Source organism: Microbacterium sp. NPDC056234, assembly GCF_042267585.1.
GTDB lineage: Bacteria > Actinomycetota > Actinomycetes > Actinomycetales > Microbacteriaceae > Microbacterium.
This window is the reverse complement of the sequence record NZ_JBHJTE010000002.1, coordinates 273,667-287,286: the sequence shown is the minus strand read 5'-3', so window position 1 is coordinate 287,286 and position 13,620 is coordinate 273,667. Positions and strand designations below refer to the sequence as shown.

Below are 13,620 nucleotides of genomic sequence, written 5' to 3'. Positions count from 1 at the left end.
CTCACCGGACGACGTCGAAGTCGGCGCCGAGGGCGTCGAGCTTGTCCAGGAACTTCTCGTAGCCGCGGCTGAGGATGTCCACTCCGGAGACCTGCGACTGCCCCTGGGCGGTGAGCGCGGCGATCACGTGGCTGTAGCCGCCTCGGAGGTCGGGCACGACGATGTCGGCGCCGTGCAGCGGCGTCGGCCCCGTGATGACGGCAGCCTGCTCGAGCTCGCGGCGCGGGACGCGACGCGGTCCGTTCTGCAGACCGTGCGGGTGCACGACGATGTCGGCGCCCATCTTCACCAGCGCCTGAGTGAAGCCGAAGCGGTTCTCGTAGACCGTCTCGTGCACGATGGAGCGGCCCTCGGCCTGCGTGAGCGCGACGATGAGCGGCTGCTGCCAGTCCGTCATGAACCCGGGGTGCACGTCCGTCTCGACGATGACCGGCTGGAGGTCTCCGCCGCGGCGGAACAGGATGCCGTCCTCCTGGATGTCGAACCAGCCACCTGCCTTGCGGAACACGTTGAGGAACGTCAGCATCTCCTGCTGCTTCGCACCGCCGACGAAGATCTCGCCGTCGGTCGCCAGCGCAGCGGATGCCCAGGACGCGGCCTCGTTGCGGTCGAAGATCGAGCGGTGGTCGTACCCGCGCAGCGTGTCGACGCCCTCGATGAGGATGACGCGGTTCGGCTCGTAGGAGATGATCGCGCCCATCTTCTGCAGCACGGCGATCAGATCCATGATCTCCGGCTCGATGGCCGCGTTGCGAAGCTCCGTGATGCCCTGTGCCCGGACGGCGGTCAGCAGCACCTGCTCGGTCGCCCCGACGCTCGGGTACGGCAGGTGGATGCTCGCGCCGTGCAGGCGCTGGGGCGCGGACAGGCGGATGCCGCTGGGCAGCTTCTCGACGACGGCGCCGAACTTGCGGAGCGCGTCGAGGTGGAAGTCGATCGGACGGTCGCCGATGCGGCAACCGCCGAGGTCGGGGATGAAGGCCTGGCCGAGGCGGTGAAGCAGCGGACCGCAGAAGAGAATCGGAATCCGCGAGGCGCCGGCGTGCGCGTCGATCTCCTCCATGTGCGCGGTCTCGACGCCGCTGGGGTCGAAGATCAGCGTGCCTGGTTCGTCGCCCTCTTCGACGCGGACGCCGTGGACCTCGAGCAGCGAGCGCACGACGGCGACGTCGCTGAGATCGGGCACGTCGCGCAGCGTGCTGGCGGTCTCGCCGAGCAGCGTCGCGACCATCGCCTTGGTGGCGAGGTTCTTCGCGCCCTTCACATCGACGCGTCCCCGGAGCGGTTGTCCTCCGCGGATGGCGATGACATCTCCGCTCAGTGCGGGGACGCCGTCCTGGAGTACGTCGCGCAGGGGTGTCGTCATTCGGGGCCTCACTTCATTTCCACGGATCACGGCACGTGCCGTCGGGGCGGATGCCCCTGGCTCACGGTCCCGTTCAGAGAACGGGTAGTGTCCGTGGCCGCCACGATTCGCGGCGGGCCTCGAACTGCGCGATCTTGTCTTCGTTGCGCAGTGTGAGCCCGATGTCATCGAGCCCTTCGAGGAGCCGCCATCTAGTGTAATCGTCGACGCCGATGGTGGCCTGGAAGCCGCCGATCGTGGCGGTGCGCGCCTCGAGGTCGACCGTGATGGAGCGGCCGGGCTCCTCATCGATCAGGGTCCAGATCTTCTCCAGATCCTCCTCGGAGATGGTCGCGGCGAGGAGGCCCTGCTTGCCCGAGTTGCCGCGGAAGATGTCCGCGAACCGAGGGCTCAGCACCACGGTGAAGCCGAAATCGCGCAGCGCCCACACCGCGTGCTCACGGCTGGATCCTGTGCCGAAGTCAGGACCGGCCACCAGCACGGATGCCCCGTGGAACGGCTTCTGGTTGAGCACGAACTCCGGGTCCTGGCGCCATGCGTGAAAAAGCGCGTCGTCGAAGCCGGTCTTGGTGACGCGCTTGAGGAACACCGCGGGGATGATCTGGTCGGTGTCGACGTTCGAGCGCTTCAGCGGAGCGGCGATGCCCGTGTGTGTGGTGAACTTCTCCATGGTCAGGCTCCGATCAGCTCGTCGGCGGGTGCGAGATCGCTCGGGCTGGAAAGCGTGCCGCGCACGGCCGTGGCCGCCGCGACCAGCGGCGAGACGAGGTGCGTCCGGCCGCCCTTGCCCTGTCGTCCTTCGAAGTTGCGGTTGGAGGTCGAGGCGCAGCGCTCCCCCGGTGCCAGCTGGTCCGGGTTCATGCCGAGGCACATCGAGCAGCCCGCGAATCGCCATTCGGCGCCGAAGTCGATGAAGATCTTGTCGAGGCCTTCGGCCTCGGCCTCCAGCCGCACGCGCGCGGAGCCGGGGACGACCATCACACGGACGCCTTCGGCCTTCTTGCGCCCCTTCACGATGGACGCGAAGGCACGCAGGTCCTCGATGCGGCTGTTGGTGCAGGACCCCATGAACACGGCATCCACCGGGACGTCCTTGAGCGGGGTGCCGGGGGTGAGCGCCATGTACTCGAGAGCGCGCTCGGCGGCGGCGCGCTCGTTCGGGTCGACGATCTCGGCCGGGTCGGGAACGGATGCCGAAAGGGAGCTGCCCTGACCAGGGTTCGTGCCCCAGGTGACGAAAGGCTCGAGTTCGTTGGCGTCGATGAATACCTCGGCGTCGAAGGCTGCGCCTTCGTCGGTGGGAAGCGTGCGCCAGTAGGCGACGGCTTCCTCCCAGTCCTGGCCCTGCGGCGCATGCGGTTTGTCCTTGACGTACGCGAACGTCGTCTCGTCCGGCGCGACCATGCCCGCACGGGCGCCGGCCTCGATCGACATGTTGCAGATCGTCATGCGCCCCTCCATGGAGAGGGCGCGGATCGCGCTGCCGCGGAATTCCAGAACGTACCCCTGGCCGCCGCCGGTGCCGATCTTGGCGATGACGGCGAGGATGATGTCCTTGGCGCTCACCCCGGGCTTCAGTTCGCCCTCGACCGTGATCGCCATGGTCTTGAAGGGCTTGAGCGGCAGGGTCTGCGTCGCCATGACGTGCTCGACCTCACTGGTGCCGATGCCGAAGGCCATGGCACCGAACGCGCCGTGCGTCGAGGTGTGCGAGTCGCCGCACACGACCGTGATCCCGGGCATCGTCAGGCCCAGCTGCGGACCGACGACGTGCACGATGCCCTGCTCCGCGTCACCGAGGGAATGGATGCGGACGCCGAACTCCTCGGCGTTGCGACGCAGCGTCTCGATCTGCGTCCGGCTGGTGAGGTCGGCGATCGGCTTGTCGATGTCGAGCGTCGGGGTGTTGTGGTCCTCGGTCGCGATCGTCAGGTCGAGCCGGCGCAGCGGCCGTCCCTCGGTGCGCAGACCGTCGAAGGCCTGCGGGCTGGTGACCTCGTGGACCAGGTGCAGGTCGATGTAGATGAGGTCCGGTTCGCCGTTCTCGCCCTTGACGACGAGGTGGTCATCCCAGACCTTCTCGGCGAGCGTGCGCGGGCGGACGGGAATGTCTGATGCGTCGATGGTCATGCGTCTTTCGTCTCCGGGATTCGCAGGGCGGCCCACGCTGGACACCGCGACGAGAAAGGCCTAGAACGAGGTCTCGTCGCGGCTGCTAAGAAGAAGAACCACCCGCCGCATGTCGGTCAGCTTACACCGATGCGGCGGGTGGTTCGGGTCCTGTGACGCCGGGTCAGTGGGTCGGCGGCTCGGGGTGCAGTTCCTCGGGCGCACGGCGCTTCTCGTTCGCGGATGCGATAAGACTCGCGATCGTGGCGACGCCCATCGAGGCGACGATCACGGTGAGGGACAGCCAGATCGGGATGTCCGGCGCCCACTCGATGTGCTCGCCGCCGTTGATGAACGGCAGCTCGTTGACGTGCATCGCGTGCAGGATCAGCTTGATGCCGATGAAGCCGAGGATGACGGCGATGCCGTAGTGAAGGTAGCGCAGCCGGTCGAGCAGGTCACCGAGGAGGAAGTAGAGCTGGCGCAGACCCATGAGCGCGAAGATGTTCGCGGTGAACACCAGGAAGCTGTTCTGGGTGATGCTGAAGATCGCCGGGATCGAGTCGATCGCGAACATCAGGTCGGTGACGCCGATCGCGACGAAGACGATGATCATCGGCGTCCACATCCGCTTGCCGTCGACAGTAGTGCGCAGCCTGCCCTCGTCGTACTCCTCGCTGATGTCGATGCGACGGCGCAGCACGCGCACGATGAAGTTCTCGCGCTTGGCCTCGCCCTCGTGGTCGCCCTCCGGCATGGCCTGGCGGATCGCGGTCCAGATGAGGAAGGCGCCGAACAGGTAGAAGATCGGCGAGAAGTTCTCGATGATCGCGACGCCGGCCAGGATGAAGATGCCGCGCAGGACGAGCGCGATGATGATGCCGACCATCAGCACCTGCTGCTGCAGACGCCTCGGGACCGCGAACTGCGCCATGATCAGCACGAACACGAAGAGATTGTCGATCGACAGGCTGTACTCCAGCGCCCAGCCGGTGAGGAACTCGCCGGCGTACTGACCTCCGGCGATGAAGTAGAGCAGGCCGGCGAAGATCACGGCCAGGCCGACGTAGAAGGCCACCCAGAGGGAGGACTCCTTCGTCGAGGGGATGTGCGGACGCAGCCGCACCAGAAGAAGGTCACCGATGAGGATGAGGGTCAGGACCACCAGCGAGGTGACCTCGAACCAGACGGGGATTTCCAAGGGCGCACGGCACCTTTCGAGAGGGGACGGAAACGGACCGAAAGTCTCTCCCACGCACCAGGTGCGCCGCGCCCCCGGAGCAACGCTGTCGGTGCTCGTGATGACGAGGGCGCGAGGACGGGATACTCCCTCTCGCAGGTATTCATCGTAGCGGAGGTTCCTGTGCCCGATCGGACGTGATGAAATAGTGGCCGTGACCTCTCAGATCGACACGACGACCGACCCGCTCGAGACCACACCGCGCAATGGGTGGGCACGCGCCATCGCGTCGCTGATCTTCGTCAGCCGCTGGTTGCAGGCCCCGCTCTATCTCGGCCTGATCATCGCCCAGGTTGTCTACGTCGTGGTGTTCATGGTGGAGCTGTGGCATCTCATCGCCGATGACGTCTTCGGCGACATCACGCACATCAATGAGGCGACGATCATGCTGAGTGTTCTCGGCCTCATCGACGTCGTCATGATCGCCAACCTGCTGATCATGGTGATCATCGGCGGGTACGAGACGTTCGTGTCCCGCATCAACACCGAAGGCCACCCCGACCAGCCGGAATGGCTGTCGCATGTCAACGCGAACGTCCTCAAGGTCAAGCTCGCGATGGCGATCATCGGCATCTCCTCGATCCACCTGCTCAAGACCTTCATCGCCGTGGGGAACATGGACGCAGACGGTGTCAAGGAGAGCGAGGTGGATGGTCTCGGCAATTACACCCCGACCGGAGTGCTGTGGCAGGTCATCATCCACATGGTCTTCATCGTGTCGGCACTCGCGCTCGCGTGGATCGACCGGATGTCACAGCAAACTGCGATCGCCGCGCATCACGAGGCCGCTCACTGATCACCGATCGTTTCTGAGACGATGAGGCATCCTTCAACACTTCCGGGGTGAGAGACACCGAACGGAGCAGGATGCCTGAGCGATCGGAAGACCAGGAATGGGCGGCCAGGGCCGCGGCGGGTGACGAGAGCGCCTTCCGCGCGATCTACCGCGCGCATGTCCGTCCGGTCTACTGGATCGCGCACGGCATCCTCGGCTCGGTCGTGGATGCCGAGGATGTGACTCAGGAGACGTTCGTCGTCGCCTGGCGCAAGCTTCCGAAGCTCGAGCTCGTGGGAGATTCGATCCTGCCGTGGTTGGCGACGATCTGCCGGTTCCAGGCGGCCAATCGTCTGCGCCGTCGGATCCGCGACCGCGAGCACACGGCCGAGACGCCTGATGAGACGATCGCCGACACCGTCAACGTCGAGGATCAGATCATCTCGGCGGAACTGGCCGAGCGCATCGCGGCCGAGATCGGCACGCTCGGGGAGCTCGACCGCGAGATCTTCCGGCTGTGCGCATCCGAGGGCTACGCCTACCAGGCCGCTGCCGATGAGCTCGGCGTCAGCCATGCGGTCGTCCGCAACCGTCTCTCCCGAGTGCGCACGCAACTGCGGGGCGCCGTCAAGGAAGTGAGAGACGCATGAACGAGCAGAGCACTGCTCTTCCAGAGCTGTCCGACGAGGCCGTGGCCCGCATCGAGGACGCGGTGTTCGACCGGATCGCCGACGAACCCGCGAGAGCCGTCCCCGCATCCGCGCGGACACGGCAGCGCCGTCGGCGCTGGCTGACGGGTGCGGGTATCGCCGCAGCCTTCGCGCTCGGCATCCTGATCACGCCCCCGATCCTGAGCGCCGTGATGAGCACGTCGACGACCGCGGATATCAGCACGGACGAGAGCTCCACCGGTGGCGGCGCGGTGCCCGAGATGTCCGCCGAGTCTGCCACCACCGCAGACGACGGAGCCGTGCAGGAGGACGTCGGGCCCGTCGACACGGACCTTCAGCAGGAGGCCTCCGCCGACCGTGAGATCATCGCATTCGCGTCCGCGACGGTCGAGGTCGGCGATGTCCCGGCCGCCGTCAGCGTCATCGGGGACGTCGCCGAGGAGCACGGCGGGTATGTGGAGAGCACGAGCATCTCGAAGGCGTCCGCGAAGGATGCCTCGCTGCCCGCCCCGCCGGACGGCGGATACGGGTGGATCAGCATCCGTGTGCCCTCCGAGGACCTCTCTGCGGTGATCGTTGAGCTCGGCGACGCCGGCGAGGTCGTCTCGTCGTCCGTCGCGAAGCAGGACGTCACCTCGACCGCGATCGATCTGCGTGCCAGGGTCGACGCGCTCGAAGCATCCGTCGCCCGGCTGACCGAGTTGATGTCGCAGTCGGGGTCGGTGTCGGAGCTGATCGAGGCAGAGGTCGCTCTGACCGACCGGCAGGCGGAGTTGGAGTCGTATCAGCAGCAGTTGGCGGCACTCGAGGATCAGGTCGCGATGTCGTCCCTGCAGATCGAGCTCGTCCCGCAGGCGACGACGACGAAGGCGGATCCGGCCGGATTCTCGGACGGTCTGCAGGCCGGCTGGAACGGCCTGATCGTGTCCCTGAACGCGCTGGTGATCTCGCTCGGGTTCTTGCTGCCGTGGATCGCCGTCGCAGCGGTGGTGCTCGTGATCATCTGGTCGATCCGGCGCGCACGACGGCGGCGAACTGCCGACAGCGCACGGCTCGATCCTTGATTTCACGGGGTATACAAGAAGTCTTGTGAGAGTTTGCATTCCCGCATAGCGTTGCCTGCGTGGAACCGATATCCGTCATCACCGCCGTGCACCATCCCCTGCGCCGGCGCATCATCGACTACCTCCAGCTGCACGACGCGACCCAGGTCGGCACGCTCGCACGGGCCTTCGACGCGCAGGTGGGAAGCATCAGCCACCACCTGCGGATGCTGCAGAAGGCCGGCGTGATCGAGCAGGTCGACGACCCCACCGGCGACAAGAGGACGAGCTGGTGGCGGTTGTCGCGCCGCGGGTTCAGCTGGTCCGAGTCGGACTTCGACTCCCCCGCAGACGCGCTGCTGGCCCGTGAGGCGCAACGCGCGAACGTACGCCATCAGCTGGAACTGCTGCAGCGGTGGCACCGCACCGGGCGCGACAGCGACATCCAGGGATTCGCGACCGACTCGTTGAACTGGGCGACTCCCGGCGAATTGCGCGATCTCGGCCAACGGCTGACCGCGATGCTGAACGAATGGAGCTCAGGGATCGACCGCGAGGACGGGCAGGAGCGCCTTCCCGTCTTCTTCTTCGCCCACGGCTTCCCGACGGAGGTGTGAGGTGACCTCGACGATCGAACCGCGCATGCTCCGGCAGCCGCCGGCGTTCTCCCGCGACCGGATGGTGCAGTCCTGGCTGCTGGTCAAGGCGCTCTCGGACGCGGGAGACGCCGTCTTCACGATCGCGTTCGCGTGGACGGCCGTGCAGATCGCTTCCCCGGCCGTCGCCGGACTGGTGATCGCCGCCGGAACAGTGCCTCGGGCCGTCGTGCTGCTGATCGGCGGCGCCTACGCGGATCGCGGCAACGCGCGCCGGCTGATGGTGATCTTCAACGCGCTCCGTGTCGTCGTGCTGGTGAGCGTCGCGATCTGGTGCCTCGCAACGCCGCCGACCGTGGCGCTCCTGCTGATCGCCAGCGTCGCTTTCGGTCTGTGCGACGCGTTCTTCGAGCCGGCCGCGGGCACCATGCCGCGCCAGCTCGTCGCGCCCTCGGATCTCCCCGCGTACTCCGCCCTCAGCCAGACCCTGTCACGGCTGGGCACCATGGCCGGTGCCGCGGTCGGCGGATTCCTCGTGGCGATGTTCGGCATCGCCGGAAGCGCAGCGATGAACACTCTGACCTACACGATCGTGATCGTTTTCATCGTGCTGTGGATGCGACCACGGTTCGCGCTGCCTCGTGCATCGACCGAGCAGAGCGTGCTCCGAGGCGTCGCCGACGGTTTCCGCCATCTGCGCGACGAACGGGCGACGCGCACGCTGGTCATCGCGCTCTCCGGATTGAACCTCGCCGTCGGGCCTGCGATCGCCATCGGCATCCCCCTGCAGGCGACCGAACGCGGGTGGGGAGCCGGCGCGGTCGGAATCCTCGAGGCACTCGTCGGCGGTGGGGCGATGGTCGGCGCCCTGGTGGTCGTGCGCTGGCGACCGCGCCACGAGGCGCGCGGCGCCTTCATCGCTCTGATCGTCCAGGGCTCGGGAATCATCGCGCTCGGAATCGGCTCGCCCTTCATCGTCGGGGCGGGCGCCCTCGTGATCGGCGTCACGGCCGGGTTCGCCTCCGCGCTGCTGAGCGCGACGTTCGCGGCGACGGCGGCACCGGACTTCCTCGGCCGGCTCGGCTCCGTCCTCCGGCTGGGCGATGACTGCCTCATGCCCGTCGCGATGGCCGCGTTCGGCGCTCTGGCCGGCATCCTCCCGCTGTGGGTGCCGTTCGCCCTGTACGGCGGCGCGATGGCCGTGCTGATGACGGTGCCGCTGAGCAACCGCACGTTCCGACAGATGTCGCTGCGGACGCCCGAACCTGCGCAGTGACGGCTTCCGGCCCCACGGGGTCTGCTCCTGACTCGCACCGAGCGACCACGAAGACGATCCCGACCGGATACGCGAAAACCCCCGGCTGAGCCGGGGGTTCTCGGTGTTGTGTGACCCCAGCGGGATTCGAACCCGCGTTACCGCCGTGAGAGGGCGGCGTACTAGGCCGCTATACGATGGGGCCGTCTTGCGGAGCGTTTCCGTCCCGCGACAACCGTTCAAGTATGCCACGGCGATTCTCGCTCCGCAAAATCGAGGCCGGGCTGACGCAGATCCCGGGCGTGGCGCGCCGATTCGGGTTTGCCGCGGGCGCCTGGAGGGAGTTGACTCTTCCCATGCGCGTCACCAAGTACGAACACGCCGCACTCCGCATCGACGAGAGCGGCGACACCCTCATCGTCGACCCTGGCTCCTTCACGACGCCGCTCGACGACCTCACCGGCGTCGTTGCCGTGGTCATCACCCACGAGCATCCCGATCACTGGACGCCGGAACACCTCGACCGGATCCTGCGCGATGCACCCGGCATCCCGGTCTTCGCTCCGGCCGGCGTGTCGGCGGCCGCCGCGGATCACGAGATCACGATCGTCTCCCCCGGCGAGACGGTCACCGCAGGCAACTTCACGATGCGCTTCTTCGGCGGCGCGCACGCCGTAATCCACGAGTCGCTGCCCACGATCGAGAACGTCGGCGTGCTCATCAACGACGAGCTCTACTATCCCGGGGACTCCTACGCGGTGCCCGAGGATGTCGCGGTGAGCACGCTCGCCGCCCCTCTCGGCGCGCCGTGGTTGAAGATCGGCGAGGCCATGGATTTCGTCCTCGCGGTGAAGCCGCGACGCGCGTTCGGCGTCCACGACATGACGCTGTCCGTCATCGGCAAGGACATGCACCGTGCGCGTCTGCAGTGGGCGACGGAGCAGGAGGGCGGGGAGTTCTTCGTCCTCGAGCCCGGCGAATCGCTCGACCTCTGACATGGCGGACTCCCCTGTCGCCGAGCTCTCCCTCGGCGAGGACGACGTGCGCGCGCTCCTGCGCGCGGGTGCCCCGCACCTGGCCGACCTGCCTCTGTCGTTGGTCACCGAGGGATGGGACAACGCGATCTGGCGCCTCGGCATCGACCTGGTGGTGCGCATCCCTCGTCGCGAACTCGCCGTCGCGCTGATCACGCACGAGCAACGGGCACTGCCGGAACTCGGTCCACGCCTGGCTGCGTTGGGCATCCGCACACCCGTGCCGATCATCGCGGGTCGGCCGAATGCCGGCTTTCCGTGGCCGTGGTCGGTCGCGCCGTGGATCGAGGGCGCCCCGGCGTTCGAGACGACTCGCGCCGACAACGGCCACTGGGCTCCGCGGCTCGCCGCCGTCCTGGGTGCGCTGCACGAACCGGCGCCTCAGGATGCTCCGGTCAATCCTGTCCGCGGCGTCCCGCTCGTCGCACGCGATGCCGTCATGCGTGAGCGACTGACCGAGCAACCCGATCACCCCATGCTGCGCGAGGCATGGGAGGCCGGACTCGCCGCCGCGGCGAGCAGCGAACGCGTCTGGATCCACGGCGACATGCACCCGGGCAACGTCCTGATCGAAGACGGCACCCTGAGCGCGTTGATCGATTTCGGCGACGTCACCGCCGGTGACCCGGCCTACGATCTCGCCGTCGGCTGGCTGCTGTTCGATGCGGAGGGGCGGTCACGATTCCGCGCTGCCACCGGCTCTCGATATGACGAGGCGACGTGGACGCGAGCACGCGCCTGGGCGGCGTACCTCGCCCTCGTCTTCCTGACCCTCAGCGACGACCGCCCGGAGTACCTCGCGCTCGGGCTCAGCACCGCCGCAGAGTTGACGCCCCGGCCGTCCGATCAGCTCTGAGCGGCTCGCACACGCAGATCTCTGGCCAGATGATCGCGCTGTTCGATGACGAGCCGGCGCAGGGCGCCGGGAGCGTCCGCGTTGTCGTCCAGCCAGCCGTCGACGAGCTCGAGCGTGTCCGATTGCGGGAAAAGCCCCCTCACGAGGCGCGATGCGATCTCGATGCTGCGCTCGGACCACGCCGGCCCGATTCGCTCGAAGTATTCGCCATCATGACGTCCGATGAGATCGCGTCGCCCACCGGCGCGGAATCCACCGATCGTCGCGTCCACATGGTCGTTCGACAGGGTCGTGTCCGACCACGCGGCGGTCCATGCGGCATCCCGCACCGCGGCCTGCGGCCGTGCGGCCAGCGCGCCCAGTGCTGCCGTGCGCCCGTCGGCGGTGTCGTCGCGGGCCTGCTCCGCGGCGATCTCGTCCTCGCCGATGGCTCCCGTGGTGGCCAGCGCGGTGACGAATGCCCAGCGCAGCTCCGGGTCGACCGGCAGGCCGGCCGGACCCGCACCCGCCAGCACGGCTCGCACGCGGCCGGCCGTACCGGCATCGAAGGCGGATGCCGCGGCGAACGCCCGCGCCCAGGAGAGCTGGGCGTCGCTGCCGGGATCCGCGGCGTCCAGCGCGTGCTCGGTCGTGCGCAGCCACGCGGTCCGCTCTGCGGCACGCGCCGTCTCCGGGACGTAGTGGCTGAGCGTGAATGCGGCGTTGGCCAGCACTCCGGCGAGCAGGGAGATGTTCGCCTCGGCCGCGGCGTGGGCACGGACGATCTCGAGGTATCGCGCCGCCGAAAGCTCGCCGTCGCGCGTCGCGTTCCACAGCGCAGACCAGACGAGCCCCCTGGCCAGCGCGTCCTCCAGCGTCGAAAGCGCGGCCGTCACGGTCACGAGCGAGCGCTCATCCAGTCGCACCTTGGCGTAGGTGAGATCGTCGTCGTTGAGCAGTACGAGGTCCGCCTCGGGCTGTCCGAACGGGGTGCGCTCCTCCGTGATGTCGAGTTCGACCTTCTCCCGCAGCACCAGTCGCCCGTCGGCGAGGTCGTACAGTCCGACGCGCAGACGATGGGGACGCGGGTCGGTCTGCACGAGCATCCGCCGACCGTCGGCGCCCGACTCCAGCTGGAGAGTCGAGACGCCCGTCGTCTCGAGCCACGCGCGCGACCAGGCGCGCACATCGCGTCCCGAAACTTCCTCGAGCTGCACCAGCAGGTCCTCGAGGGTCGTGTTGCCGAAGGCGTAGGCGGCGAAGTAGCGCCGAGTTCCTTCGAAGAAGTCGTCCTCCCCGACGAACGCCACCAGCTGCTTGAGCACCGAGGCGCCCTTCGCATAGGTGATGCCGTCGAAATTGAGCTTCGCGGCCTCCAGGTCGGGGATGTCGGCGACGATCGGATGCGTCGTGGGCAGCTGGTCCTGCTGATAGGCCCAGGCCTTGCGACGGTTGGCGAAGGTCACCCAGGCGTCGGTGAATCGCGTCGCCGCGGCCGACGAGAGCGAACCCATGTAGTCGGCGAACGACTCCTTCAGCCACAGGTCGTCCCACCAGCGCATCGTCACGAGGTCTCCGAACCACATGTGCGCCATCTCGTGCAGGATCGTGTTCGCGCGCCCGGCGCGTTGCGCGTCGGTGGCGGCTCCTCGCGGGATGTACGCCTCGGTGAATGTGACCAGCCCGGGGTTCTCCATCGCGCCCAGGTTGTATTCGGGCACGAAGATCTGATCGTACTTCCCCCACGGATACGGGTAGGCGAACGCGTCGGTGAAGAAGTCCAGGCCCTGCTGCGTGATCGTCATGATCTCGTCGGCCTCGAGGTGCTCTGCGAGCGAAGCGCGGCACAGGATGCCGAGATCCACGATCTGCTCACCACGCTGCCAGGAGCCATCGACCCGATGGTAGGGGCCGGCCGCGACCGCTGTGATGTAGCTGGAGATCGGCAGCGTCGGCGCGAACTCGACGGTCTGCACCGCATTGTCGATCAGGGTCGAGGCGGGTTCCTGATTCGAGAGCACCTGCCAGCCGGTCGGGGCCTGAACGACGAAGGTGTACGACGCCTTCATATCGGGCTGTTCGAAGCACGCCATGACGCGGCGGGCATCGGCCGGCTCGTACTGGGTGTAGAGGTACGTGGCGCCGTCGACCGGATCGACGAAGCGGTGCAGGCCCTCACCGGAACGGCTGTAGGCGCCCGTCGCGCGGACGATGACCGAGTTGGATGCGGTCAGCCCGGAAACCCGGATGCGCGCGCCGTCGTAGTCCACGACCTGCTCGACGCCGTTGACGACCACCGCGTCGACGGACTCGCCGATGAAGTCGATCCAGGTGGTATCGGTCGTCGCGTCGAAGCTGAGCGTCGTCACGGTCGAGAACCCTGTTCGATCCGGGTCCGGCGCATGCCTGAGATCCAGTTCGACGCGGATGCTGTGCACGATTACGGTCGCGGATCGCGCGGCTGTCTCCTGGCGGGTCAGGTTCGCTGAACTCATGCACCCATCGTTTCATGACACGTTTATGACACGCCCGGCATGTTCGCAGCCGGTATGGGCTAGGCTGAACACACAACTACACGATGGCGGTCGGGCTCTCCGGCTTTCCATCAGTCCGAATGCGCATCGCGCAGGGTGGCCGCTTCCCTTTCATCCTCCATCTCATCCCTCATCGTCACGGCCGCAAAGACCGCCGCCGTC

Annotated in this window: 12 protein-coding genes and 1 tRNA gene; 7 read left to right on the top strand and 6 right to left on the bottom strand. The window is 67.5% G+C overall.

The features are described from left to right. Position 1: 1 nt before the first annotated feature. The 4 genes from murA to ACFCYE_RS07195 form a co-directional block, all read right to left on the bottom strand. Complete coding sequence (murA, locus tag ACFCYE_RS07210) at positions 2–1,366, bottom strand: UDP-N-acetylglucosamine 1-carboxyvinyltransferase (RefSeq protein ID WP_376177565.1); 1,365 nt, start codon at positions 1,364–1,366, stop codon at positions 2–4. Positions 1,367–1,439: 73 nt separating this feature from the next. After that, a complete protein-coding gene (gene leuD / locus ACFCYE_RS07205) occupies positions 1,440–2,036 on the bottom strand; it encodes a 3-isopropylmalate dehydratase small subunit (RefSeq protein WP_376177564.1) in 597 nt (198 codons plus the stop codon). 2 nt (positions 2,037–2,038) lie between these two features. Continuing rightward, positions 2,039–3,496: a 3-isopropylmalate dehydratase large subunit gene (leuC, locus tag ACFCYE_RS07200; RefSeq protein WP_376177562.1), complete on the bottom strand. Its 1,458-nt coding sequence runs from the start codon at positions 3,494–3,496 to the stop codon at positions 2,039–2,041. Positions 3,497–3,659: 163 nt separating this feature from the next. Continuing rightward, the gene (locus tag ACFCYE_RS07195; protein ID WP_376177560.1) at positions 3,660–4,676 is read right to left on the bottom strand and encodes a TerC family protein; all 1,017 of its coding nucleotides are present in this window, start codon (positions 4,674–4,676) and stop codon (positions 3,660–3,662) included. 193 nt (positions 4,677–4,869) lie between these two features. Between ACFCYE_RS07195 and ACFCYE_RS07190 the strand changes: the two genes are divergently transcribed. The 5 genes from ACFCYE_RS07190 (at position 4,870) to ACFCYE_RS07170 (ending at position 9,076) form a co-directional block, all read left to right on the top strand. After that, the gene (locus tag ACFCYE_RS07190) at positions 4,870–5,511 is read left to right on the top strand and encodes a TIGR00645 family protein (protein ID WP_376177558.1); all 642 of its coding nucleotides are present in this window, start codon (positions 4,870–4,872) and stop codon (positions 5,509–5,511) included. Between the two features lie 71 nt (positions 5,512–5,582). Continuing rightward, the gene (locus tag ACFCYE_RS07185; RefSeq protein ID WP_376177556.1) at positions 5,583–6,140 is read left to right on the top strand and encodes an RNA polymerase sigma factor; all 558 of its coding nucleotides are present in this window, start codon (positions 5,583–5,585) and stop codon (positions 6,138–6,140) included. Continuing rightward, a complete protein-coding gene (locus ACFCYE_RS07180; protein WP_376177555.1) occupies positions 6,137–7,225 on the top strand; it encodes a DUF4349 domain-containing protein in 1,089 nt (362 codons plus the stop codon). The genes ACFCYE_RS07185 and ACFCYE_RS07180 overlap by 4 nt, the downstream gene beginning before the upstream one ends. A gap of 59 nt (positions 7,226–7,284) precedes the next feature. Continuing rightward, the gene (locus tag ACFCYE_RS07175; protein WP_376177553.1) at positions 7,285–7,821 is read left to right on the top strand and encodes an ArsR/SmtB family transcription factor; all 537 of its coding nucleotides are present in this window, start codon (positions 7,285–7,287) and stop codon (positions 7,819–7,821) included. 1 nt (position 7,822) lies between these two features. Next, positions 7,823–9,076, top strand: a complete 1,254-nt coding sequence (locus ACFCYE_RS07170; RefSeq protein WP_376177551.1) for an MFS transporter — start codon at positions 7,823–7,825, stop codon at positions 9,074–9,076. Positions 9,077–9,187: 111 nt separating this feature from the next. Here ACFCYE_RS07170 and ACFCYE_RS07165 read toward each other — a convergent pair. Then, positions 9,188–9,260, bottom strand: a tRNA-Glu gene (locus ACFCYE_RS07165). A gap of 151 nt (positions 9,261–9,411) precedes the next feature. Between ACFCYE_RS07165 and ACFCYE_RS07160 the strand changes: the two genes are divergently transcribed. Then, positions 9,412–10,050, top strand: a complete 639-nt coding sequence (locus ACFCYE_RS07160; protein WP_376177550.1) for an MBL fold metallo-hydrolase — start codon at positions 9,412–9,414, stop codon at positions 10,048–10,050. A 1-nt stretch (position 10,051) separates the two neighbouring features. After that, positions 10,052–10,945 carry an aminoglycoside phosphotransferase family protein gene (locus ACFCYE_RS07155; RefSeq protein WP_376177549.1) on the top strand — a complete coding sequence of 298 codons (894 nt, stop codon included), beginning with the start codon at positions 10,052–10,054 and terminating at the stop codon, positions 10,943–10,945. Here ACFCYE_RS07155 and pepN read toward each other — a convergent pair. Then, the gene (gene pepN, locus ACFCYE_RS07150) at positions 10,936–13,419 is read right to left on the bottom strand and encodes an aminopeptidase N (RefSeq protein ID WP_376177547.1); all 2,484 of its coding nucleotides are present in this window, start codon (positions 13,417–13,419) and stop codon (positions 10,936–10,938) included. The genes ACFCYE_RS07155 and pepN overlap by 10 nt on opposite strands. Positions 13,420–13,620 lie beyond the last annotated feature (201 nt).

What these genes read in the sequence shown, in the direction of transcription:
- ACFCYE_RS07155 (WP_376177549.1), top strand. Translation starts at nt 10,052, where the DNA reads ATGGCGGACTCCCCTGTCGCCGAGCTCTCCCTCGGCGAGGACGACGTG.
- ACFCYE_RS07160 (WP_376177550.1), top strand. Translation starts at nt 9,412, where the DNA reads ATGCGCGTCACCAAGTACGAACACGCCGCACTCCGCATCGACGAGAGC.
- pepN (WP_376177547.1), bottom strand. Translation starts at nt 13,419, where the DNA reads ATGAGTTCAGCGAACCTGACCCGCCAGGAGACAGCCGCGCGATCCGCG.
- ACFCYE_RS07180 (WP_376177555.1), top strand. Translation starts at nt 6,137, where the DNA reads ATGAACGAGCAGAGCACTGCTCTTCCAGAGCTGTCCGACGAGGCCGTG.
- leuD (WP_376177564.1), bottom strand. Translation starts at nt 2,036, where the DNA reads ATGGAGAAGTTCACCACACACACGGGCATCGCCGCTCCGCTGAAGCGC.
- ACFCYE_RS07185 (WP_376177556.1), top strand. Translation starts at nt 5,583, where the DNA reads ATGCCTGAGCGATCGGAAGACCAGGAATGGGCGGCCAGGGCCGCGGCG.
- murA (WP_376177565.1), bottom strand. Translation starts at nt 1,366, where the DNA reads ATGACGACACCCCTGCGCGACGTACTCCAGGACGGCGTCCCCGCACTG.
- leuC (WP_376177562.1), bottom strand. Translation starts at nt 3,496, where the DNA reads ATGACCATCGACGCATCAGACATTCCCGTCCGCCCGCGCACGCTCGCC.